Annotated in this window: 23 protein-coding genes; 19 read left to right on the forward strand and 4 right to left on the reverse strand. The window is 41.7% G+C overall.

The genetic code is table 11. From position 1 onward, the window contains the following. Positions 1–77: 77 nt before the first annotated feature. The 4 genes from zwf to SR187_RS10175 form a co-directional block, all read right to left on the reverse strand. Positions 78–1,565, reverse strand: coding sequence for a glucose-6-phosphate dehydrogenase (gene zwf / locus SR187_RS03415; RefSeq protein ID WP_120171520.1), 1,488 nt, complete (start codon positions 1,563–1,565; stop codon positions 78–80). 78 nt (positions 1,566–1,643) lie between these two features. Further along, positions 1,644–2,459, reverse strand: coding sequence for a TIGR03943 family putative permease subunit (locus tag SR187_RS03420; RefSeq protein ID WP_024532396.1), 816 nt, complete (start codon positions 2,457–2,459; stop codon positions 1,644–1,646). Further along, positions 2,456–3,361: a permease gene (locus SR187_RS03425; protein ID WP_120171521.1), complete on the reverse strand. Its 906-nt coding sequence runs from the start codon at positions 3,359–3,361 to the stop codon at positions 2,456–2,458. Before SR187_RS03425 ends, SR187_RS03420 begins: the two co-directional genes overlap by 4 nt. A 2-nt stretch (positions 3,362–3,363) precedes the next feature. Beyond that, positions 3,364–3,498 carry an SPJ_0845 family protein gene (locus tag SR187_RS10175; RefSeq protein ID WP_257875377.1) on the reverse strand — a complete coding sequence of 45 codons (135 nt, stop codon included), beginning with the start codon at positions 3,496–3,498 and terminating at the stop codon, positions 3,364–3,366. A 206-nt stretch (positions 3,499–3,704) separates the two neighbouring features. On the opposite strand from SR187_RS10175, the gene ligA reads away from it, so the two are divergent. The 19 genes from ligA (at position 3,705) to SR187_RS03520 (ending at position 22,367) form a co-directional block, all read left to right on the forward strand. Next, positions 3,705–5,663 (forward strand): NAD-dependent DNA ligase LigA, encoded by a 1,959-nt coding sequence (ligA, locus tag SR187_RS03430; RefSeq protein WP_120171522.1) that lies wholly within the window; start codon positions 3,705–3,707, stop codon positions 5,661–5,663. Positions 5,664–5,672: 9 nt separating this feature from the next. Then, a complete protein-coding gene (locus tag SR187_RS03435; RefSeq protein ID WP_120171523.1) occupies positions 5,673–6,719 on the forward strand; it encodes a diacylglycerol kinase family lipid kinase in 1,047 nt (348 codons plus the stop codon). A gap of 140 nt (positions 6,720–6,859) precedes the next feature. Continuing rightward, positions 6,860–7,060, forward strand: a complete 201-nt coding sequence (locus SR187_RS03440) for a F0F1 ATP synthase subunit C (RefSeq protein ID WP_024532400.1) — start codon at positions 6,860–6,862, stop codon at positions 7,058–7,060. Between the two features lie 36 nt (positions 7,061–7,096). Then, positions 7,097–7,813, forward strand: a complete 717-nt coding sequence (gene atpB, locus SR187_RS03445) for a F0F1 ATP synthase subunit A (protein ID WP_024532401.1) — start codon at positions 7,097–7,099, stop codon at positions 7,811–7,813. A 17-nt stretch (positions 7,814–7,830) separates the two neighbouring features. Next, a complete protein-coding gene (atpF, locus tag SR187_RS03450) occupies positions 7,831–8,337 on the forward strand; it encodes a F0F1 ATP synthase subunit B (protein WP_029751382.1) in 507 nt (168 codons plus the stop codon). Then, complete coding sequence (locus tag SR187_RS03455) at positions 8,338–8,871, forward strand: F0F1 ATP synthase subunit delta (RefSeq protein ID WP_024532403.1); 534 nt, start codon at positions 8,338–8,340, stop codon at positions 8,869–8,871. Positions 8,872–8,874: 3 nt separating this feature from the next. Further along, on the forward strand, positions 8,875–10,395 hold the full coding sequence (gene atpA, locus SR187_RS03460) for a F0F1 ATP synthase subunit alpha (RefSeq protein WP_162497001.1): 1,521 nt from the start codon (positions 8,875–8,877) through the stop codon (positions 10,393–10,395). An 11-nt stretch (positions 10,396–10,406) separates the two neighbouring features. Then, the gene (locus tag SR187_RS03465; RefSeq protein ID WP_024532405.1) at positions 10,407–11,285 is read left to right on the forward strand and encodes a F0F1 ATP synthase subunit gamma; all 879 of its coding nucleotides are present in this window, start codon (positions 10,407–10,409) and stop codon (positions 11,283–11,285) included. A 171-nt stretch (positions 11,286–11,456) separates the two neighbouring features. Continuing rightward, positions 11,457–12,863, forward strand: coding sequence for a F0F1 ATP synthase subunit beta (gene atpD / locus SR187_RS03470; protein ID WP_024532406.1), 1,407 nt, complete (start codon positions 11,457–11,459; stop codon positions 12,861–12,863). 9 nt (positions 12,864–12,872) lie between these two features. Beyond that, positions 12,873–13,289 carry a F0F1 ATP synthase subunit epsilon gene (locus tag SR187_RS03475; RefSeq protein ID WP_120171525.1) on the forward strand — a complete coding sequence of 139 codons (417 nt, stop codon included), beginning with the start codon at positions 12,873–12,875 and terminating at the stop codon, positions 13,287–13,289. 163 nt (positions 13,290–13,452) lie between these two features. Further along, complete coding sequence (locus tag SR187_RS03480; protein ID WP_120171526.1) at positions 13,453–13,680, forward strand: DUF1146 family protein; 228 nt, start codon at positions 13,453–13,455, stop codon at positions 13,678–13,680. Positions 13,681–13,701: 21 nt separating this feature from the next. Beyond that, positions 13,702–14,985, forward strand: a complete 1,284-nt coding sequence (murA, locus tag SR187_RS03485) for a UDP-N-acetylglucosamine 1-carboxyvinyltransferase (protein ID WP_120171527.1) — start codon at positions 13,702–13,704, stop codon at positions 14,983–14,985. Continuing rightward, positions 14,978–15,169 carry a DNA-directed RNA polymerase subunit beta gene (locus SR187_RS03490; RefSeq protein ID WP_120171528.1) on the forward strand — a complete coding sequence of 64 codons (192 nt, stop codon included), beginning with the start codon at positions 14,978–14,980 and terminating at the stop codon, positions 15,167–15,169. Before murA ends, SR187_RS03490 begins: the two co-directional genes overlap by 8 nt. Positions 15,170–15,198: 29 nt before the next feature. Next, a complete protein-coding gene (locus SR187_RS03495) occupies positions 15,199–16,041 on the forward strand; it encodes a DNA/RNA non-specific endonuclease (RefSeq protein ID WP_120171529.1) in 843 nt (280 codons plus the stop codon). A gap of 188 nt (positions 16,042–16,229) precedes the next feature. Next, positions 16,230–17,783, forward strand: a complete 1,554-nt coding sequence (locus SR187_RS03500) for an MFS transporter (protein ID WP_120171530.1) — start codon at positions 16,230–16,232, stop codon at positions 17,781–17,783. A 243-nt stretch (positions 17,784–18,026) separates the two neighbouring features. Continuing rightward, the gene (locus tag SR187_RS03505; RefSeq protein ID WP_120171531.1) at positions 18,027–19,055 is read left to right on the forward strand and encodes a sugar kinase; all 1,029 of its coding nucleotides are present in this window, start codon (positions 18,027–18,029) and stop codon (positions 19,053–19,055) included. A 15-nt stretch (positions 19,056–19,070) separates the two neighbouring features. Continuing rightward, the gene (gene uidA / locus SR187_RS03510) at positions 19,071–20,861 is read left to right on the forward strand and encodes a beta-glucuronidase (RefSeq protein ID WP_120171532.1); all 1,791 of its coding nucleotides are present in this window, start codon (positions 19,071–19,073) and stop codon (positions 20,859–20,861) included. 43 nt (positions 20,862–20,904) lie between these two features. Next, positions 20,905–21,621 (forward strand): FadR/GntR family transcriptional regulator, encoded by a 717-nt coding sequence (locus tag SR187_RS03515; protein ID WP_024532414.1) that lies wholly within the window; start codon positions 20,905–20,907, stop codon positions 21,619–21,621. A 125-nt stretch (positions 21,622–21,746) separates the two neighbouring features. Then, positions 21,747–22,367 (forward strand): bifunctional 4-hydroxy-2-oxoglutarate aldolase/2-dehydro-3-deoxy-phosphogluconate aldolase, encoded by a 621-nt coding sequence (locus SR187_RS03520; RefSeq protein ID WP_120171533.1) that lies wholly within the window; start codon positions 21,747–21,749, stop codon positions 22,365–22,367.

Genomic DNA, 22,367 nt, shown 5'->3' on the forward strand with positions numbered 1-22,367 from the left:
TAAGACATGCGAAGCAAGTCACTTTCGTGGAGTACGGAAAAGCGAGTTAACGAAGTAATCAAAGATAAACTAAATGACTATTTCAATAAGCCACGTTCACGGTACCAGACATCTGGTGTCCAGATCCATTCGCAACCGTAACTTTTGAGTAAATCAAAGGCAGCTTGTGGTCCCATAGTTCCTGCTGGATAGGTGTGGAGTTGTACTTGATGATTTGTCCATAGTTCAACGATACGATCAATCAAACTCCAGCTAGCTTTTACTTCCTCCCAATGGCTAAAGTTCGTTGAATCACCATTGAGAACATCAAAGAAGAGTTTCTCGTATGCCTCAGGCGAGTTTCCTAGAGCTGTTGCATTATGACGAAAATTGAGTTTGGCGGGTGTCAAGGCAAAATGGGAGCCGACTTCTTTACCATTGATGGACAACATGAAGCCCTCCGTTGGTTGGATATAGATTGTTAAGATATTTGCCTCGGATGGTTGTCCGAAAATATCTTCTGCGTGCTTAAAGGTGATGGTGATGCGTGTTCCTTTTTCTGTCAAGCGTTTTCCAGTACGGAAGAAGAATGGAACATCACGAAAGCGGTCTGTATCAACAAAGAAGGCACCGCTAGCAAAGGTTTCGGTCTGAGAACCTTCAGCAATATTTGGCTCATCAAGATAGCCAATATAGTCTTTGCCATCAATAGAGCCTGCTGTATATTGACCACGGATAAAGTTTCGCTTGAGTTCCTCGTCAGATTGGTGACGGAGGTGTTGGAAAACCTTTATTTTTTCAGCGCGAACATCCTCTTCTTTGAAACTAGCTGGTTTATCCATAGCAAGAAGGGAGAGAACTTGTAGAACATGGTTTTGAACCATATCTTTTAGAGCACCTGAATGGTCGTAGTAACCACCTCGATCCTCCACTCCGATTGCCTCTGCGAAGGTGATCTGGATATTGTCAATATAGTTGCGGTTCCAAATATGCTCGAAAATAATATTAGCAAAACGTACTGCAAAGATATTTTGAACCATTTCCTTCCCTAAATAATGGTCAATACGGTAGATTTGATCTTCCTTAAAAGTAGTTGCCAATTCCTTATTCAAATTTTCGGCAGTTGCCAAGCTAGTTCCGAAAGGTTTCTCGATAATCAGACGCTCAAACCCCTGTCCATCAACAATTTGTTCGGATTGAAGATGTTTGGCAATGGTACCGAAAAATTCAGGAGCCATGGAGAGGAAGAAAATCTTGTTGTGCCGTGTATCGTATTTTTCACACAAATCATCCTGCAATTTGCGAAGAGCTAGATAATGCTCTGTATCATTGACATCGTGACTTTGATAGTAAAAATGACTAGCAAATTCATGGGCTTGACGTGGTGTATCCGGCAAATCACCTAAGGATTCAATGACGATTTGTTCAAAAAATTCTTTCGTCCAAGGTCTACGTGCTGTACCGATAACTGCAAAATGTTCCTTGATATGTCCAGCCTTATAGAGGCGGAATAGGGATGGGTATAGTTTGCGTTTGGCAAGGTCGCCACTAGCACCAAAAATTGTAAATACTACATGTGATGACATAATTTCATTCCTATCTGTTCAGTATGAACATCATTATAGCATAAATTGTCAGAAAATTTGCTTTTTAGGTATAGGGGATTAGAAAATTCGATAAACATAAGGAGATTTGGGGCGTTCAATTTGTACAATAGAGTTCAGATTCAGAGTTGGTAGACTCTGCTTCAGGGAGGTGTGGTAAGTTATTTTGATGACACCGCTGGCCTTGACCCAAGTGTTGTCGGGAAAATTAGTATCCAATCCAGTAGATAACAATCCATAGACTCCCGAATCGGCAATACAATGGATGATGCCAAAGCGAAAAATAAATTGCTGGTTGGCATTGTTAGGATCATTGTAGACAAAGCCAACAAGTTCGATACTTTTTCCAGTAAACTCCTTAGGATAGTTATAAATAGCTTCCATGACCTCCATATAGTTTTGACTCGTAACAGTAATCTTCTCCTCTGCTAGGTAGCGGTTAGCTGTGTCCCGCATCTTGTTTTGGTAATCTGATTTGGTGAAGTAGATAGAGGTGTCTGGCTTGAGATATTGAACCGTTGTTCCCTCTTGTTTTTGTACGGCTGTATCATTTTGAGCGGCTAAGGGAAAATGATAGCCTTTGGCAGCGACGATGGTTGCATCTAGGCTAACCGTTGGAAATAACCAAGCGATTGCCAGAGGAATGATTAGCAGTACGATGCTGGTAAGTCGAGCGGATTTTTTTGTTAAATGGCTGTGCGTTTCAATCTCTTTCATCCAGACAATGAGTTGGACGATGGCAAGAATAAAGGACAAGACCATGGATAAGTAAGCTAAGTAAGTATAGTGCAGATTGATATACTGATCTAGTTTCCCTGATATATAGAGATACATAGTCATTTCAAAATAACCTGCGAGAATTAAAAAACGAATCATGCCAAACCTCCAATTAGCAAGCTATATCCTAAGATGACAAAAACAATCACAACGATGAATCCCAGAATAAATTTCCCTTTAAAATAATGTTTCATCATCATCAGATTTTTGACATCTATCATCGGACCGATAACCAAAAAAGCCATGACGGGGGCAAAGCCGAAGCTAGAGAGTAAGGAAGAACCGATAAAAGCATCTGCTTCAGAACAAAGAGAAAGAAGAAAAGCTAGCACCATCATCAGTAAAATGGCCGTTACAGGATGATGACCGATAGAAGTTAAAACTGCCGTAGGAACATAGACTTGCACTAGGCTAGCAAAAAGGCACCCCAATACTAGGTAGCGGCCTGTATCGAAAAATTCATCAATGGAGTGAATCAAAGCATAAGCTATTTTTTGCCAACCAGTTTTGTCTGAAAAATCATGTTGGTGACAACTAGTGGGGTTACCCTTTACGATTGGCTCTTTGATGAAAAATCCTAGGCTTATCCCTAAAACCAAGGCCACCAAAATCGACCCAATCGCTCGATAGAAAGCAAAGGTGATGGAATTACCAAAAGCTGTAAAGGTGGCGAATAGGACAATGGGGTTGATGACAGGAGCAGTTACCAAAAAAGGTACAGCGGTATAGCTCGGTACCTTTTTTTCCAATAATCGATTGACGATGGGAACAATTCCACACTCACAAGATGGAAAAATGAAGCCGATAAAGGTCCCAAAAAGAATGGCTAATACCTTATTTTGGGGTAAGAATTTATGAATTTTATCAGGGGTCACAAAAACTTCGATAAAGCCAGAAATAATAGCTCCAATCAGGACAAAAGGAAGGGCCTCAATGATAATTGATAAAAAAATAGCTCCAGCCTGTAAGACGGAAGTGGGGAGTTGATCAAATCCAAACATATTTATTTTCCATCAGCTTTCTGTTCAGCTACCTTGGGCTTAGTATCTGGAAATTCGACTTCTTCTAGTTTCTCAAAAGAAGCAAACTCTTCCAGCATCTTTTCTAAATCATTTTGTTTTTTATATGTTATAGCCATAGGATACCTCCAAATGTTTTTGCTAAGGCACTCGGTCGCTCAAGAGCAATAAGTTGATTCCTCTTTTTACTCAGAACGATTTTGATTTTCATGATTATTATTATACCTTTTTTTTGAAAATTTATCTAAAGTAATCCATTGCAATCCTGCTTCAAATTGAAGATTAAAATTAGCTGAGCTGTTTGAAATCATGGTATAATATTTGTATGGAAACAAGAATATCAGAATTGGTGAGCATGCTGAATCGGTATGCTAAGGAATACTACCAACTAGACAACCCTAGTGTATCGGATGCAGAATACGATAGACTCTATCGTGAGTTGGTTGAGTTAGAAAATGCCCATCCAGAACTTATTTTGCCGGATAGTCCTACCCACCGAGTTGGTGGGAAGATACTGGATGGATTTGAGAAATACAGTCATGTTTATCCCTTATTTAGTTTGCAGGATGCTTTTTCACGTGCTGAATTGGATGCCTTTGATCAGCGGGTTCGTAAGGAATTCCCGCAGGCTAGCTATATCTGTGAACTTAAGATTGATGGTCTTTCAATTTCTTTGACCTACGAAGCTGGAAATTTTGTGGTTGGTGCAACACGAGGTGATGGAAGTATTGGAGAAAACATTACTGAAAACCTCAAAAGAGTGGCAGATATTCCCTTGACTCTGACAGAAGCGGTGGATATAACGGTACGTGGTGAATGCTACATGCCCAAGTCTTCATTTGCCCGTGTCAACAAACAGCGTCAGGAAGCAGGGGAAGCTGAGTTTGCCAATCCACGCAATGCTGCTGCAGGAACCCTCCGTCAGCTAGATACGGGAGTGGTGGCTAGACGTGGGTTGGCTACCTTTCTCTATCAAGAGGCTGGTCCCTCTGATGCGCCTAGTCAGTCTGATGTACTTCATAAATTAGATCGTTTAGGCTTTGTAATCAATCAGGCTTATCAGTTGGCAGATTCCATAGATGAAGTGTGGGACTTTATCGAAAAAATGGCGGAGCAACGAGATGATTTGCCTTATGAAATTGATGGTGTTGTGATTAAGGTCAATGACCTAGCTATCCAAGAGGAATTAGGATTTACAGTCAAAGCACCGCGTTGGGCCATTGCTTACAAGTTTCCGGCTGAAGAAAAAGAAGCAGAGCTTCTATCTGTTGATTGGACAGTGGGGCGGACAGGAGTCGTTACGCCAACGGCCAATCTCAGTCCAGTCCAATTAGCAGGAACAACGGTCAGTCGGGCGACTCTCCACAATGTGGATTATATTGCAGAAAAAGATATTCGTATTGGCGATACAGTCTTAGTCTACAAGGCAGGAGATATTATTCCAGCGGTCCTAAAGGTAGTGGATAGGGAGCGTACCAATCAAGAACCAATGCCGATTCCAAGTGAATGTCCAAGCTGCTCAGGTAGACTGCAACACTACGAGGATGAGGTGGCGCTCCGTTGTATCAATCCACTTTGTCCAAGTCAGTTAATGAGTAAGTTGGAGCATTTTGCTAGCCGCGATGCGATGAACATTTCTGGCTTGGGAACTTCTATTGTAGAGAAACTTTTCCAAGCAGGTTTGGTTCATGACGTAGCAGATATTTACAAGCTGACGGTGGAAGATTTGTTGACTTTGGATGGCTTTAAAGAAAAATCAGCCGAAAAACTTTATCAATCCATTCAGGCTTCTAAACATAATTCTGCTGAACGTCTCTTGTTTGGTTTGGGAATCCGCCATGTTGGGAATAAGGCGAGTAAGATTTTACTAGCATCATTCAACAGTATAGAAAAAATAGCAAATGCTGATTTAGAATCTATTTCCAGCTTGGAAGGATTGGGACAAGTCATTGCTCAATCGCTCGTAACCTACTTTACTAGTCAAGGAGCACAACAACTACTGAGTGAACTGAAAGAAGCAGAGGTAAATTTATCCTACTTGGGGCAGTCGGTAGCCGAAAATGCAGTCCTGTCAGGTATGACAGTGGTATTGACTGGAAAATTAGAACGGATGAAGCGCAGTGTAGCGAAGGAAAAACTAGAAGCCCTAGGTGCCAATGTGGCAGGATCTGTTTCTAAGAAGACAAACCTTGTAGTTGCAGGAGCAGATGCAGGGAGTAAATTAGCTAAGGCTCAAGAGCTAGGGATTGAAATCAAGGATGAAGCCTGGTTGGAAAGTCTGTAAGGTGAGACGATGAAAAGAAGAAAATGTGCGAGATTGATCTATAATCCGACCTCTGGTCAGGAGATAATGAAGAAAAATATAGCAGGGGTACTGGAGGTACTAGAGGGATATGGCTATGAGACATCAGCTTTCCAGACCACAGTTGAGAAAGACTCTGCCAAAAATGAAGCTAGGCGTGCAGCCCTTGCGGGTTTTGATCTAATTATCGCAGCTGGAGGAGATGGAACCATCAATGAAGTTGTCAACGGTATTGCTCCTCTGGACAAGCGTCCTAAGATGGCTATCATTCCAGCGGGGACGACCAATGATTATGCGCGTGCTTTAAAAATACCTAGAGGAAATCCCGTAGAAGCTGCGAAGGTTATCGGCAAGAAACAGACTATTTTGATGGATATTGGTCTGGCGAAAAATCAAAAAGATGGCTTTCATCAAGAACATTACTTTATCAATATTGCTGCTGCAGGAACGCTGACAGAATTAACCTATAGTGTTCCAAGCCAGCTCAAAACCATGTTTGGCTACCTAGCTTATGTCGTTAAAGGAGCCGAACTATTGCCACAAGTCCAGTTTACACCTGTTCGTGTAGAACATGATGGAGGAGTATTTGAAGGTTCCATCTCAATGATTTTTGTTGCCCTAACCAATTCGATTGGGGGCTTTGAACAAATCGTACCAGATGCCAAACTAGATGATGGTAATTTTACACTTTTGATGGTGAAAACTGGAAATCTGTTTGAGATTTTACGCCTGATTGGTCAGGTCTTAGATGGCGGAAAGCATACGGACAGCGATTTGGTGGAGTATATCAAAACACGAAGTTTATCAATTGAAAATCTTGCTCCAGACAATCGTCTCTTGTTAAACTTAGATGGCGAATTTGGCGGAGAGGCCCCTGTTCGTTTGTATAATCTCTCTAATCATATAGAATTTTTTGCAGATACAGATCTCGTTTCAGATGATGCTATCACTCTTGATACGGAGCAACTCAATCGCGAGGATATGGCAAAACGTTTCATTGAGGAGACCAGCCGTATGGACGAAACTATAGACTATTAAATAGGAAGAAAAGATGGGAATATCTTTTCTTTTTCTTTTGTAAAAACGAATTAAACGCTTTCAATATCGGTATTTTCTTGACAAACAGATGTTTTAGGAGTATCCTTACATGGTATTAAATTTTAAAAGGAGAATTCGTTATGAGTTTAGGCGCATTGGCCCTTGGTCTGGCCTGTCTTGGTGTAAGTATCGGTGAAGGACTGTTGGTGGCTTCATATCTCAGTTCGACTGCACGTCAACCAGAAATGCAAAGTAAGTTGATGGCTGGTGTATTTTTGGGTGTTGCCTTTATTGAGGGAACTTTCTTCGTAACTTTGGCGATGACATTTGTTTTGAGATAGTAGAAAATAGAGAAATAGAAAAGGGGGGAACCTCCATTGGAAGAACAATTAAGTCCAACCCTTACCCTTGGTCCCGTAACCTTTGACCTGACCATGGTATTGGTTTCTGTCATTACCATTTCCATTATTTTCTTACTTGTTTTTTTGGCTAGTCGTCGGATGGAACTCAAGCCGAAAGGAAAACAGAATGTTTTGGAGTATGTTTACGAGTTGACCATCAATTTTACCAAAGGCAATCTTGGAGATGAGGAAGCTAAGCGTTATTCCTTGTTCTTTTTTACAGTATTTACTTTTCTTTTAGTTGCCAATAATTTGGGGTTGATAACGAAGTTGGAAACAACAGAGGGACACAATTTATGGACTTCTCCGACAGCGAATATGGCTTATGACTTTGGTCTTGCTGGAATCGCTATTCTTTTTTGTCATATTGAGGGAATTCGCCGCCGTGGCTTTAAGAGCTATCTAAAATCTTTTGTGACTCCGTGGGCTATGGCACCAATGAACATCCTAGAAGAAGTGACTAATCTCGTTTCACTCGCACTTCGTTTGTACGGTAATATCTATGCCGGTGAAGTACTTGTTTCTCTTCTTTTACGATTATCACAACAAAGTGCACTTGCGTATCCAATTGCCTTTGCTCTAAACGTTGTTTGGACAGGTTTTTCTGTATTCATTTCATGCTTACAGGGGTATGTATTTATTATGTTGGTATCTATGTACTTAAATAAAAAAATCAGTAGCGAGAGTGAATAGGAAAGGGAAAGACAATTATGGCAACATTTATTACAATGCAATCTAGTACCGTTCTTGGAAACTTTATCTTGGTAACCGCCTCATTTGTGGTACTTATCGTTCTTATTCGTGTATTTGCATGGAATAAGATCACTGGGATTTTTGAAGAACGCGCAAACAAGGTTGCAAACGATATAGACGCTGCAGAAGAAAAGTTGGCAGTAGCAGCCAACCTTGTTCAACAGCGTGAGGATGAATTGATACAAGGTCGTATTGAGGGTCAAAAGATTATTCAGGATGCAGTTGAGCGTGCTAAGCTAGAGAAAAAACGTATTCTTGAGCAGGCTGACATCGAAATTCAAGGTTTAAAACAAAAGGCAGAATTAGAAATCGAGGCTGAGAAGCGTGAAGCACAAGAAAACTTACGTGTTCAAGTAGCTGAGTTGGCTGTCGATTTGGCAGGAAAGATCATATTTGAAGATTTGGACCAGCAAGCACATAGCAACTTGATTGACCGGTATTTGGACAAACTAGGAGACAAGTAGATGAACGCTAGAGAAAATGCCATTGTGCAAAAGTATGCTCTATCATTTGTTGAAAAAGTCAGTGATCATGAGGAGATTTGGGAGATGTATGACCAGATTTCTGACCTGATTTCGATTATCCATGATAGCAAGCTAAATCGTCTCTTACTGTCTGGGACAGTATCTAGGGAGGAAAAGGCTAAGTTTGTAAGAACGGTGCGTCAATCTAGGTTCTGGCAAATCAATGACCTGCTTGAAGATGTTATTCAAGGTGGTCATGCACACTTGCTGCTTGAAACGCTCGAACGTGTCCAATTACAAATTAGCAAATTTAAAAACGAATTTGAAGCCCGAGTGGTTTCAGTCTATCCTTTGACGGAAGAACAAAAAGAGCGCCTTCGTCACTTGGTAGAACAGCGATTTGCCTTGCGTGTAAGGAGTATCATTGAGGAGCTAGACCAGAGTCTTCTTGGCGGCTTCATCGTGACAGTCAATCACAAGGTAATTGATGCAAGCGTTCGGACACAGTTGAAGGACGTTAGGAAAAAACTTTAGAAAATAGAAAGTGGTGTTCTTTTGATTAATGCACAAGAAATTAGCGCTTTACTAAAACAACAAATTGAGGACTTTCAGCCTGACTTTGACTATACAGAGACTGGTGTTGTAACCTACATTGGTGACGGTATTGCCCGTGCGCAAGGTCTTGATAATGCTATGAGTGGAGAGCTTTTGGTATTTGAAAATGGCACCATAGGTATGGCTCAAAACTTGGAGACCAATGATGTCGGTATCATCATTCTTGGTCAATTCACAGATATTCGTGAGGGGTCAGTTGTCCGTCGTACTGGTAAGATTATGGAAGTTCCTGTTGGTTCAGCCTTAATCGGTCGTGTCATCAATCCACTTGGTCAACCGGTAGATGGACTTGGGGAAATTCGCACGACTAAGACGCGTCCCATTGAATACCCAGCTCCGGGTGTTATGCAGCGGAAATCAGTGAATGAGCCTTTGCAAACAGGCTTGAAAGCCATTGATGCCTTGGTTCCGATTGGTCGTGGACAACGGGAATTGATTATCGGCGATCGTCAGACTGGTAAAACTTCTGTGGCTATTGATGCGATTCTCAACCAAAAAGGCCAAGATATGATTTGTATCTACGTGGCTATTGGTCAGAAGGAGTCCACAGTTCGTACACAGGTAGAAACTCTTCGTCAATATGGTGCCTTGGATTACACAATCGTTGTAACAGCATCAGCCTCTCAACCTTCGCCCCTACTTTTCTTAGCACCGTACGCTGGGGTTGCTATGGCAGAAGAGTTCATGTATGAAGGCAAACATGTTTTGATTGTTTATGATGACCTGTCAAAACAGGCGGTAGCCTACCGTGAGTTATCTCTCTTGCTTCGTCGTCCTCCGGGTCGCGAAGCCTATCCAGGGGATGTTTTCTATCTGCATAGTCGTTTGCTTGAACGTTCTGCTAAGGTATCTGATGAATTGGGTGGTGGCTCCATCACAGCTCTGCCCTTTATCGAAACACAAGCCGGTGATATTTCAGCTTATATCGCAACAAACGTTATCTCGATTACTGATGGGCAAATTTTCTTGAAGGATGATTTGTTTAACTCGGGTATCCGTCCGGCTATTGATGCTGGTTCTTCTGTATCGCGTGTAGGTGGTTCGGCTCAGATTAAGGCTATGAAGAAGGTTGCAGGAACCTTGCGTATTGACTTGGCGTCTTATCGTGAGTTGGAAGCATTTACCCAATTTGGATCTGACTTGGATGCGGCTACGCAAGCCAAGCTAAATCGTGGTCGTCGAACGGTAGAAGTGCTCAAACAGCCCTTGCATAAGCCGCTTCCAGTTGAAAAACAAGTTTTGATTTTGTATGCTTTGACAAACGGCTATCTGGACTCAGTACCGATTGATGATATTCTAGCTTTTGAAGAAGAGTTGTATGCTTATTTTGATTTGCACTACGATAATCTTTTGGACATCATTCGTACAACTAAGGATCTTCCAGATACAGATGAGTTGAATGCTGCTATTCAGGCTTTCAAAGACCAGTCTGTCTTTAAGTAAAGGAGTGAGTTATGGCAGGTTCTCTCAATGAAATTAAATCAAAAATTGCATCAACTAAGAAAACCAGTCAAATCACCGGTGCCATGCAGATGGTTTCGGCATCTAAGTTGGCCAAATCGGAGCAACTAGCGAAGTCTTTTCAGATATATGCCAGCAAGGTACGTCAAATCACGACAGATCTCTTGCGTGGAGAATTGATGGCTTCAGATACTAGCAATCCAATGCTGATTCGTCGTCCTGTCCAAAAGTCTGGCTATATTGTGATTACATCTGATAGTGGTCTAAAGGGTTCTTATAACTCAAGTATTTTAAAGGCAGTCATGGGCATGATTGAACAAGATCATAGTTCAAAGGATGAGTATGAGATTATTGCCATTGGTAGTATGGGGGCAGATTTTTTCCGTGCTCGTGGTATCAATCCTGTCTTTGAATTGCGAGGTTTGGCAGACAATCCAAGTTTTGAAGAAGTTCAGAAGATTATATCTAAATCTGTTGAAATGTATAAAAATGAACTTTTTGATGAACTCTATGTCTGCTACAACCATCATGTCAATAGTTTGACTAGTCAGGTACGTGTACAACAGATGCTTCCAGTAGAGGATTTGGACCATAATGAAGCAGACGGCTATACAGCAACGTTTGAGTTGGAGCCAAGCCGCGAAGTGATTTTGGAACAACTGCTGACACAGTATGCCGAGTCTACCATTTATGGAGCTATTTTGGATGCTAAGACGGCTGAAAATGCGGCTGGAATGACAGCCATGCAGACAGCAACGGATAATGCTAAGAATGTCATTACAGATTTGACGATTCAATACAATAGGGCTCGTCAGGCAGCTATCACTCAGGAAATTACTGAGATTGTGGCAGGTGCCTCAGCCCTTGAGTAATTTTAAGTCTTTGAATATCAAATCCATACTCTGTTAAGAGACTTGATGGGTGAAAGGCTCTACTGATGAAAATACTCAGTTTTCGACCTAAAAAGTAGTAGAATCTATCTTTGTCTTCGTTTTCGAGGCTGAATTTGGTATTCATTGAGCAATAGAAATAGAGGAAATAGAATGAGTTCAGGCAAAATTACTCAGGTTGTCGGACCAGTTGTAGACGTGGCGTTTGCAGCAGAGGATAAGCTTCCTGAGATTAACAACGCACTCGTTGTATATAAAAATGATGATTCCAAACAAAAAGTCGTGCTTGAAGTTGCTCTGGAGCTTGGAGATGGCGTTGTACGAACCATTGCCATGGAATCAACGGATGGATTGACTCGTGGAATGGAAGTTCTTGATACGGGTCGTCCTATTTCGGTTCCAGTCGGTAAGGAAACGCTCGGTCGTGTCTTTAACGTTTTAGGGGATACGATTGATCTTGAGGAGTCTTTTCCGGAAGACTTCAAACGTGATCCGATTCACAAGAAAGCCCCGGCCTTTGATGAGTTATCTACTTCGAGCGAGATTTTAGAAACAGGAATCAAGGTTATTGACCTTTTGGCACCTTATCTAAAAGGTGGTAAGGTTGGTCTATTCGGTGGTGCCGGAGTTGGTAAAACGGTTCTTATCCAAGAATTGATTCATAACATTGCTCAAGAACACGGTGGTATCTCAGTGTTTACCGGAGTTGGCGAGCGGACTCGTGAGGGGAATGACCTTTACTGGGAAATGAAGGAATCAGGTGTTATCGAAAAAACCGCTATGGTCTTTGGTCAGATGAATGAACCACCAGGTGCCCGTATGCGGGTGGCTCTTACTGGTCTGACAATCGCGGAATATTTTCGTGATGTTGAGGGGCAGGATGTCTTGCTCTTCATTGATAACATCTTCCGCTTCACTCAGGCAGGTTCGGAAGTTTCAGCTCTTTTGGGACGTATGCCATCAGCCGTTGGTTACCAGCCAACTCTTGCGACTGAAATGGGGCAATTACAGGAGCGGATTACATCTACGAAGAAAGGCTCTGTTACATCTATTCAGGCTATTTATGTCCCAGCAGATGACTATACAGATCCAGCGCCAGCGACAGCTTTTGCCCACTTGGATTCGACAACAAACTTGGAGCGTAAATTGACCCAGTTGGGTATCTATCCCGCAGTGGATCCTTTGGCTTCCTCTTCTCGTGCCCTTGCTCCGCAAATTGTTGGTGAAGAGCACTATGCAGTAGCGATGGAAGTCAAGCGTGTCCTTCAGCGTTATCAGGAATTACAGGATATCATCGCCATCCTTGGTATGGACGAACTATCAGATGAAGAAAAGACCCTGGTTAATCGTGCGCGTCGTATTCAGTTCTTCTTGTCGCAAAACTTTAACGTTGCTGAGCAATTTACTGGCATGCCTGGTTCCTATGTTCCAGTAGCTGAGACTGTTAAGGGCTTCAAGGAAATCTTGGATGGAAAGCATGATCATTTACCAGAGGATGCTTTCCGAAATGTCGGTTCCATTGAGGATGTAGTCGCTAAAGCTGCTAAAATGAAATTCTAGAGGTGGTCTATGGCACAAATGACTGTTCAAATCGTGACTCCTGATGGGTTAAAATACGATCACCGTGCGACCTTTGTCTTAGTTAAAACAGTAGATGGCGAGATGGGGATTTATTCAGGGCATGAAGAGTTGATTGCTGTTTTGGAAATCGGTGAAATGAAAGTACGTCGCGTTGATGACGAAAACCATGTGGACTGGATTGCGGTCAATGGTGGAATTATTGAAGTTAACAAAGATGTGATTACGGTTGTTTCCGATTCAGCAGAGCGGGCACGAGATATTGATATTAGCCGTGCGGAACGTGCCAAATTGCGAGCAGAGCGTGAATTGGAAGAAGCACAAAATGCCCGTGATATTGATTTGGAGATGCGGGCGGCTGTTGCTCTTCAACGTGCGATAAACCGTATTCGTGTTGGAAAGCACTAATGTAGCCCGACCTTTATGCTATCTTTGCTTTTCCAATCCTTTGTAAGGCTTGGGTAGAAAACTACTTTCCGAACTGTTGGGGCTAGTACTAAAAAGAAAAAGACTATATATGGGGTTGGACTTGTCCAAGTCCCATTTTTCAATTTCATGGTATAATGAGAGTATGGTAACATCAATTTTACAATTATTCAGTCATATACTTTTTATCTATCTGGCTCATCATCTACTGGTAACAACCGTTGATTGGACAAAGTGGTTGATAGTAACGAGAGATAACCAACGCAGGACGAACACACTGGTTCTATTTTTAGCCATTGTGTTGGGCTATCTTGTCTCTACATTCTTTTTAGAATTGTTGATGATTGGTCGTTCTTTTGCGAGGCTTGGATAAAGAGTAGGAAGAGGATGATAGATGGATACAATTATTGTTAGAGGCAGTCGATCTGGTTTAAAAGGCCAGGTTGAGATTGAAGGGGCTAAGAATGCTGTTCTTCCCCTGCTAGCTGCGACGGTCTTGGCGAGTCAAGGGCAGACACGATTGCTGCAAGTGCCAATTTTGTCAGATGTTTATACGATGAACAATGTTGTTCGAGGGCTCGGTGTTCGAGTCAAATTTGATGAGGAAAGTAAGGCGATTACTATCGATGCAACTGGAAAGCTCGGTAGTGAAACGCCTTATAAGTATGTCAGTCAGATGCGGGCTTCTATTGTTATTCTAGGACCAATTTTGGCTCGAAATGGCTATGCTAAAGTTTCTATGCCAGGTGGATGTACCATTGGAAGTCGCCCTATTGATTTGCATTTGAAAGGCTTACAAGCCTTAGGGGCAAAGATTAAGCAACGTGCGGGTTATATTGAGGTGATTGCGGAGAAGCTGCGAGGAGCGCCTATCTACCTTGATTTTCCAAGTGTAGGCGCTACGCAGAATTTGATGATGGCAGCAACTCTTGCTAACGGTACAACAGTACTAGAAAATGCTGCGCGCGAACCTGAAATTGTTGACTTAGCTATTTTTCTGAATAAAATGGGGGCTAAGGTAAAAGGAGCAGGAACAGAGACCATCATTATTACCGGTGTAGAAAGATTGACCGGTGCAGAACATCAGGTAGTGCAAGACCGCATAGAGGCAGGTACGTTTATGGTAGCTGCCGCCATGACCGGTGGTGATGTCTTGATTAAGGATGCGGTTTGGGAACACAACCGTCCCTTGATTTCCAAGATGGTGGAAATGGGTGTAGAAGTGACAGAAGAAGCGGGTGGAATTCGAGTGCGTTCGCAAGTGGACAAGCTCAAACCTGTAACAGTTAAAACTCTTCCGCATCCAGGTTTTCCAACTGATATGCAGGCTCAGTTTACCGCATTGATGGCTGTTGCCAAAGGAGAGTCTACCATGATTGAGACGGTATTTGAGAATCGTTTCCAGCATCTGGAAGAAATGCGGCGAATGGATGTGCATTCGGAAATCTTACGTGATACAGCCATTATCACAGGTGGTCAGCCTCTTCAGGGGGCTCCGGTCATGTCCACAGATTTGCGAGCTAGTGCAGCTTTGATTTTAGCTGGTTTAGTGGCTGAAGGCGAGACAACTGTTGGTCGGTTGACGCACTTGGATCGCGGTTACTACCGTTTTCATGAAAAATTAGCGGCTCTTGGTGCAAGTATTGAGCGTGTAAGTGGAGAAGGAGAAGATGGATAAGGAAAATCTTAACTATGTTGGTAAAAATTTACTCTTAGTAGTAGTTGGATTGATGATTGCCATTTTAGTATTTGCTATTGGTTTAATAGTAGGTTATGGTGTTATCGGTGATGGAGATAATATGTTTGCAATCCTATCACCAGAAAAGTGGCAGGAGTTATTTAGTAAATTTACAGGAAAGTAGGGAGACCTACTTTTTAATAGGAGAGTAAAGTGGCAGAGAAAAATGTAAAAAAACAAGCCATGAGTTTGTTTAGTTTGTTGGCCACACTCATTGTAGTGGGTGGAGGCTACTTTCTAAGCAGTACGACGAATAGTAATGTTACGAATCATCCTTACTACGTCAATCAATCCAAGGCTAGCGAATCAGTACCAAGTCAAGAATTGGCTAGCTCAGTATTGACAGAAAATGTAAAAAAGCAACTCGGAACTAAGATTGAGTGGAACGGAGCAGGTGCTTTCTTCATCAATGGGAATAAAACCAATCTAGATGCATCGGTAGCTAGTGCTCCTTATGGAGAAAATAAAACCAAGATTGTACAGGGAAAAATGGTACCGACGGTTGCAAATGCTCTTTTAGCAAAATCAACCCGTCAGTACAAGGACCGAGATGAAACAGGAAAGGGGCGTACCTCTTGGACTCCTGCTGGCTGGCATCAGATTCATGGCTTATCAGGGGAATATGATCATGCAGTTGATCGAGGCCATTTACTAGGCTATGCCTTGATTGGTGGGCTTTCTGGTTTTGATGCTTCAACAAGCAATCCTAAGAACATAGCTGTTCAGACAGCTTGGTCCAATCAAGCCAATGACCAAGCTTCTACCGGGCAAAATTATTTTGAAAGTCAGATTCGTCGGGCGTTGGATAAAAATAAGCGTGTCCGCTACCGTGTAACACTGATTTATGCAGAGGACAATGACTTGATTCCAGTTGGGAGTCATTTAGAAGCAAAAGCAGCAGATGGAAGTCTAGAATTTAATGTTTTTGTTCCAAATGTACAAAGTGGTTTGAGTATCAATTATCGTACTGGTAAGATTACAGTCAATCCCCACTAGAATTATCAGATGAATTTTCAATTAAATTAGCAAATATATCAGACGATTTATGCGATAAATCGTCTTTTTTTCTTTGAAGTTAAAAAAATTTGCAAAAACTGTTGACAAATCATCAGATGAATATTAGAATAATAGTTAAGAAAACGCTTACGACTTTTGTCGTAGAAAACATTTAGGAGGAATTTCCGATGGAAAAACATGTTGAACAACGTGTTGAAGATGTTACTTATAACAGAGCAAAGTTGTGGCAGATTATTTTATTCGCCTTAAATAATTCTTCGACGAATATTTATCTGGTTGCCTTTACTTTTGTGACTTATTTGTCGACAGGCGTGCTTGGTTTAGCAGCGCTATTTGTTAGCCAATTGATGGGATATATCCGTATTTTTGATGGCTTCATTGATCCAACAATCGGAGTTATTATTGATAAGACAGATACTAAATTTGGTAAATATCGTCCAATCTTGGTTTTGGGTAATATCATCACTGCCTGCTCTCTCTTTATGATGCTTGGTTTGAGTGGTGTTGGTGAAAGTCTACGTCTTCCACTGTTTATCCTCGTCATGATTATCCACAAAATTGGTTATTCGCTCCAACAAACAATCACTAAGGCTGGACAAGTTGCGCTCACCAATGATCCGAAACAACGTCCAATCTTTAACATTGTTGATGGTATCGCCACAACGGTTTTGATGACAGGTAGTCAAGTTGTTGTTTCAGGTACCTTGGTTCCAAAATATGGTGGCTTTACTGCTGAATTTTTCCAAGTACTTTTTACAGGCGTAGTGATTATTTCAGCAGTGCTCGGTATTTTAGCTATTATTGGTATCTGGGAAAAAGATAATAAGAAATACTTTGGTCTTGGTGAGAAAACACAAGAAACAAAATTGGCTGATTATTGGAAGGTCATCAAAGGTAACAGACCACTCCAAGTACTCTCTATTTCAGCAGCTTTTGTAAAGTTTGTCGCACAACTCTTTGGTGACTCTGTTCTCGGTGTTATGCTCTTTGGTATCGTCTTTGGTGACTATGCTCTTTCAGGGAAGATGTCCATGCTTCTCATTTTACCGGGTATTCTAGTGACAGTTGGAGCAGCACAGTTGGCTCGACGTAAAGGGTTGCGTTTTGCTTATGTAACTGCACTTCAACTTGGTATTGTAGGTCTAGTGGGATTGACATTCTTGTTGCTCCCAGCTCGACCAGGCATGTTGGATTTGACAAACTGGAATCTTTACACTGTCGCTTTCTTTGTAATATACATCATTGCTCGTTATGCCTCAAGTGCACCTTCTGGTTTGGTACTGACAATGGGGGCAGATATTACGGATTATGAAACTTCGGTATCGGGTCGTTATTTGTCGGGTATGATTGGTACAATTTTCTCCCTTACGGATTCTATTGCTTCATCCTTTGCACCGATGGTTATTGGTTTTGTGTTGGCTGCCATTGGTTTTGGAAAACAATACCCAACAGTTGAGACAGCATTTTCAGGTGATTTGAGAATGGCCACAATTGTCTTGTTGACAGTTATTCCTATCGTAGTTTTGTGTGTGTCATTGTTCTTGATGAAATTCTACAAACTTGATCGTGAAGAAATGGCCCGTATCCAAGAGAAAATTCATGTCATGAAAGCCGCAAAAGATGAAGAACGTGTTCGTGCTATTGCGAAAAATGTTCCTCTATCAGATATGGATTATGTTGATGTGACCAAGTACAAGGTTGATCAATATGAAGAAAAATAATATAGTCTTTATTGCCTTGCTGACTTGGAATAGTCCACTGAATTGGGATGAGTACTAGAAGCAAGTCAAAAGGCTATGCTCTATGAAATTGATACAATAAGGGGATTCTACTGGAGGCTTTGATCTTGCTGACAGGCATTCTGGTCATGAATAGCCTACGTGTGATTTTTCTTGAGTAAAGATAGTAAAGTTGATTGGTCTAGTTGGAGGATTCTGGCTAGGCCCTTCCTTTAGGAGGTAACAATGAAAAAAGTCTTGGCCTTTGGGGAGATCTTGCTTCGTCTATCCCCGCCACATTACCAGACCTTGACACAGGCAACTAGTCTGGATTGTCAATTTGGAGGTTCAGAGTTGAATGTTTTGGCGACCTTAACGCAACTCGGCTACCCTGTAGAATTATTGACAGCTCTTCCTGAGAATGAATTAGGAAAGATGGCAGAGCATTTTCTCTTTGCTCGGCAAATCGGACAAAACTATTTGATTCGAAAGAAGGGGCGCCTTGGGATTTACTATTATCAAAAAGGATTTTCTCTTAGACCGAGTCAGGTAACCTATGATCGTGACCACTCTGCTTTTAGTTTGTCAAGGGCAGAAGATTACGATTTGGAAACTGTTTTTGATGGAGTGGATTGGTTCCATGTCAGTGGTATCACTGTCGCTCTGAACTCGGATGTCTATCAACTGGCCTTTCGCTTGATGGAACTAGCAAAACAAAAAGGTGTGACGGTCTCCTTTGATCTGAACTATCGTGAGAGCTTATGGTCTTCCTTTGAAGAGGCAAGGGCAAAGCTTTCTCCTTTTGTGGGTCTGGCAGATGTTTGTTTTGGTCTAGAGCCCATTCAGCTATTAGGCAGTTCAGGGAGGGACTTGAAGGACGAGGTAGGCTTGGTTCGACCTTACGAGGATAGAGAAGTACTATTACGGGTTCTTGATGAATTGGCAGCAACCTATTCTGTACGGAGTATTGCCTTTACTCAGCGAGAGATGACTTATAATAATGATTACCTGTTAAAGGCTTTTCTATACCAAGATGGTGTCTTGTATGAAACCGAGAAAGAATCAATTCAGGTTCTAGATCGAGTAGGAACTGGAGATGCTTTTACAGCAGGAATAATCTTTGGCTATTTACAGGAGGAGATGCCGCAAAAAATTTTAGATTTAGGAATGGCTAGCTTTCAATTTAAGCACACAATCGAAGGAGACATCAATGTTATCAATCAATCAGACATTGAATGCTTGCTTCAAAAAGGTTCGCATGAAATAAAACGATAGAAAGAAGGAAAAATTATGTTATATCCAACTCAAACGAAAACACGCTCTGTTTATTCATTAAATGGAATCTGGAAATTCAAGCAGGGACAAAATAATCCTCAGTCAATGTTAGATACAGATGAGGTCATGGTTGTGCCTAGCTCTTTTAATGACATTGTTGTTGACAAGGAAAAACGTGACTTTGTTGGGGATAATTGGTATGAACTCATGGTATCCTTACCAGTTGTTTCTAGTGATGAAGAATTGATTGTCCGTTTTGGCTCGGTTACGCATCAAGCCAAGGTCTATGCCAATGGTCAATTGATTGGGGAGCACAAGGGAGGTTTTACACCATTTGAATGCTTACTACCAGAGGAACTATATAGTCTGGAACAATTCCGTTTGACAGTCTGTGCCAATAATGAACTAAATTTTTCAACCCTTCCCGTAGGTAATTATAGCGAAGAAGTAGATGAAAATGGGCAAGTAGTGAAAAAAGTGAAGGAAAATTTTGACTTTTTCAACTATGCTGGTATCCAACGAAATGTTCACCTTTATAAGCGCCCTAAAGTTTGTATAGAAGACATTGTTATCCAGAGTGAACTCAAAGAAGATTTGACTCAGGCTACCGTCAAGGTTGATGTGACTGTGGTTGGACAATGTGATACAGTACGTGTGACAATCTTAGATGAAGAGGGAAGAAGTCTTGGGCTGATAGAAAAGAATCAGCTGGTAATTGATTCGCCTCGCCTTTGGGAAGTACTAGATGCTTATCTCTATACTGCCAAAGTAGAATTATTTGATGGGGAACGCCTTGTTGATTCATACAGTGAGTCATTTGGTATTCGTAGTATATCTGTTCAAAAGGGGCAGTTTTTCATCAATAATAAACCATTCTACTTCAAGGGCTTTGGTAAGCACGAGGACACCTTCATCAATGGTCGAGGACTCAATGAAGCTGCCAACTTGATGGATTTGAACCTGCTCAAAGAGATTGGTGCTAATTCTTTTAGAACCTCGCATTATCCCTACTCTGAAGAAATGATGCGTTTGGCTGACCGCTTAGGAATTGTCGTGATTGATGAGGTGCCTGCTGTTGGTCTTTTCCAAAACTTTGCAGCTTCTTTGGATTTGAATCCAAGAGATAATGGTACGTGGTCGGTCATGGAAACCAAGGAAGCACATGAACAAGTTATCAGAGAATTGGTGGCACGTGATAAGAACCATCCGTGTGTCGTTATGTGGGTAGTTGCCAATGAACCAGCCAGCCATGAAGCAGGTGCGCATGAATACTTTGAGCCACTTGTGCAACTCTATAGAGACCTAGATCCTCAATCTCGCCCAGTAACCTTGGTCAATATTCTCTTAGCAAAACCAGGACTAGATAAGGTTATGGACTTAGTAGACGTTATCTCCCTCAATCGCTACTATGGTTGGTACGTGGAGCACGGAGATTTGGCTAAGGCAGAAGTAGGTCTAGAAGAGGAGCTTAATGCATGGCAGAGCCTGTATCCTGACAAACCAATTTTGATGACAGAATACGGTGCAGACACTCTTCCGGGGCTACATTCCCTCTGGAATATTCCTTATACAGAAGAATTCCAGATTGCTTACTATGATATGAACCACCGAGTATTTGATCGCATTCCAAATTTAATTGGGGAACAAGTCTGGAATTTTGCAGATTTTGAGACCAATGTGATGATTTTCCGTATTCAAGGAAATCACAAAGGACTCTTTTCTCGCAATCGTCAGCCAAAACAGATTGTCGGAGAGATAAAGAAACGTTGGACTTCTATTCCGAACTACCATTATAAAGCAAAATAAGCTATAATAGTAGTAAATAGAAATGCATTTGGAGGAGTAAGGTATGGCAAGACCGTTGGTAGAAAAAGCAACGGAACGCTTACTCGAATTGATTCTTGAGAGAGGCTATGAGGTCGGCGATAAGTTACCGAATGAGTATGAGTTAGCTCAAGATTTGAAGGTTGGGCGTTCGACAGTCCGTGAGGCAGTTCGGAGTTTGGCTACTAGAAATATCTTGGAGGTTCGTCAGGGATCTGGGACTTACATCAGTTCCAAAAAAGGTGTATCAGAAGACCCTTTAGGTTTTTCTTTGGTGAGGGATCGCATTAAGTTGACGACTGATTTGTTTGAAGTGCGCTACTTGCTTGAGCCGAGAATCGCTGAGCGTGTAGCACAATTTGCTTCAGATGAAGACATTGCTCGCCTAGAAGACATTGTCCTTGCTATTGAAGAATCGGTGGATGCAGGGGATCATCAACACTTAGAACTTGATGTGAAATTCCACTGTATGCTGGCTGAAATGAGTGGAAACTTAGCCATGACTAGTCTTATGCCGGTCATCAACCAATCTATTCATCTCATCAATGAAAATTACTCAAATCGTCAGATGAAATCAGATAGCTTACAAGCTCATAGGAATATCCTTTCGGCCATAAAACAACGGCATCCAGTTGCTGCTTATGACAGCATGCTAGCTCATATTATCTCTGTTAGACAAGTTGTTCTCAGTGAATGGTTTGGTAAAGATCTGACCATGCATGGTTTAAATGACACTAAATAATCAGTATATAAGAAATACCTAGAAGACTATCTTCTGGGTATTTTTTTGGCTTTTTCCTTGACAAATCATCAGATGAATTGTATACTAAAACTATAATTGATAACGCTTTCTAATTGGAGGTCAAGATGCTAAAACAATTAAAGGAAAATTATTTTTTCGCGGTGATCCGTGGAAAAGATGAAAATGATGCGAAAGAAATCGCTCGTCACGCGATTATGGGCGGTATTCGGAATATAGAAATTACATTTTCAACTCCTAATGCAGGGGAGGTCATTACCGATTTATTGGAAGAGTTCTCAGATGATTCTTCTGTAGTGATTGGTGCCGGAACGGTCATGACTCCTGAATTAGCTAAGAAAGCCATGGAGGCAGGAGCTGCCTTTCTAGTTAGTCCACATTTTGACTGTAAGATTCAGGAGTTAGCTCAAGAGGCTGGGAGTCTTTATTTTCCAGGTTGCGCAACTGCAACAGAAATTGTAAAGGCTAGCCAAGCAGGTTGTCCTATTATCAAACTCTTTCCTGGCGGTGTGCTAGGACCAGGGTTTATCAAGGATATTCACGGGCCTATTCCGGAAGTGGATTTGATGCCATCAGGTGGCGTATCAGTTGACAACGTAGCCGCATGGAAAAAAGCTGGAGCGTGTGCAGTAGGAGTTGGTTCTGCCTTAGCAAGTCGAGTAGCACTAGAGGGTTATCAGAGTGTGACAACGATTGCCCGTAGCTTTGTAGCAGCCTTGGAGGAATAA

Source organism: Streptococcus ruminantium, assembly GCF_003609975.1.
GTDB lineage: Bacteria > Bacillota > Bacilli > Lactobacillales > Streptococcaceae > Streptococcus > Streptococcus ruminantium.

What these genes read in the sequence shown, in the direction of transcription:
- zwf (WP_120171520.1), bottom strand. Translation starts at nt 1,565, where the DNA reads ATGTCATCACATGTAGTATTTACAATTTTTGGTGCTAGTGGCGACCTT.
- SR187_RS03420 (WP_024532396.1), bottom strand. Translation starts at nt 2,459, where the DNA reads ATGATTCGTTTTTTAATTCTCGCAGGTTATTTTGAAATGACTATGTAT.
- SR187_RS03425 (WP_120171521.1), bottom strand. Translation starts at nt 3,361, where the DNA reads ATGTTTGGATTTGATCAACTCCCCACTTCCGTCTTACAGGCTGGAGCT.
- SR187_RS10175 (WP_257875377.1), bottom strand. Translation starts at nt 3,498, where the DNA reads ATGGCTATAACATATAAAAAACAAAATGATTTAGAAAAGATGCTGGAA.
- ligA (WP_120171522.1), top strand. Translation starts at nt 3,705, where the DNA reads ATGGAAACAAGAATATCAGAATTGGTGAGCATGCTGAATCGGTATGCT.
- SR187_RS03435 (WP_120171523.1), top strand. Translation starts at nt 5,673, where the DNA reads ATGAAAAGAAGAAAATGTGCGAGATTGATCTATAATCCGACCTCTGGT.
- SR187_RS03440 (WP_024532400.1), top strand. Translation starts at nt 6,860, where the DNA reads ATGAGTTTAGGCGCATTGGCCCTTGGTCTGGCCTGTCTTGGTGTAAGT.
- atpF (WP_029751382.1), top strand. Translation starts at nt 7,831, where the DNA reads ATGGCAACATTTATTACAATGCAATCTAGTACCGTTCTTGGAAACTTT.
- SR187_RS03455 (WP_024532403.1), top strand. Translation starts at nt 8,338, where the DNA reads ATGAACGCTAGAGAAAATGCCATTGTGCAAAAGTATGCTCTATCATTT.
- SR187_RS03465 (WP_024532405.1), top strand. Translation starts at nt 10,407, where the DNA reads ATGGCAGGTTCTCTCAATGAAATTAAATCAAAAATTGCATCAACTAAG.
- atpD (WP_024532406.1), top strand. Translation starts at nt 11,457, where the DNA reads ATGAGTTCAGGCAAAATTACTCAGGTTGTCGGACCAGTTGTAGACGTG.
- SR187_RS03475 (WP_120171525.1), top strand. Translation starts at nt 12,873, where the DNA reads ATGGCACAAATGACTGTTCAAATCGTGACTCCTGATGGGTTAAAATAC.
- SR187_RS03480 (WP_120171526.1), top strand. Translation starts at nt 13,453, where the DNA reads ATGGTAACATCAATTTTACAATTATTCAGTCATATACTTTTTATCTAT.
- murA (WP_120171527.1), top strand. Translation starts at nt 13,702, where the DNA reads ATGGATACAATTATTGTTAGAGGCAGTCGATCTGGTTTAAAAGGCCAG.
- SR187_RS03490 (WP_120171528.1), top strand. Translation starts at nt 14,978, where the DNA reads ATGGATAAGGAAAATCTTAACTATGTTGGTAAAAATTTACTCTTAGTA.
- SR187_RS03500 (WP_120171530.1), top strand. Translation starts at nt 16,230, where the DNA reads ATGGAAAAACATGTTGAACAACGTGTTGAAGATGTTACTTATAACAGA.
- SR187_RS03505 (WP_120171531.1), top strand. Translation starts at nt 18,027, where the DNA reads ATGAAAAAAGTCTTGGCCTTTGGGGAGATCTTGCTTCGTCTATCCCCG.
- uidA (WP_120171532.1), top strand. Translation starts at nt 19,071, where the DNA reads ATGTTATATCCAACTCAAACGAAAACACGCTCTGTTTATTCATTAAAT.
- SR187_RS03515 (WP_024532414.1), top strand. Translation starts at nt 20,905, where the DNA reads ATGGCAAGACCGTTGGTAGAAAAAGCAACGGAACGCTTACTCGAATTG.
- SR187_RS03520 (WP_120171533.1), top strand. Translation starts at nt 21,747, where the DNA reads ATGCTAAAACAATTAAAGGAAAATTATTTTTTCGCGGTGATCCGTGGA.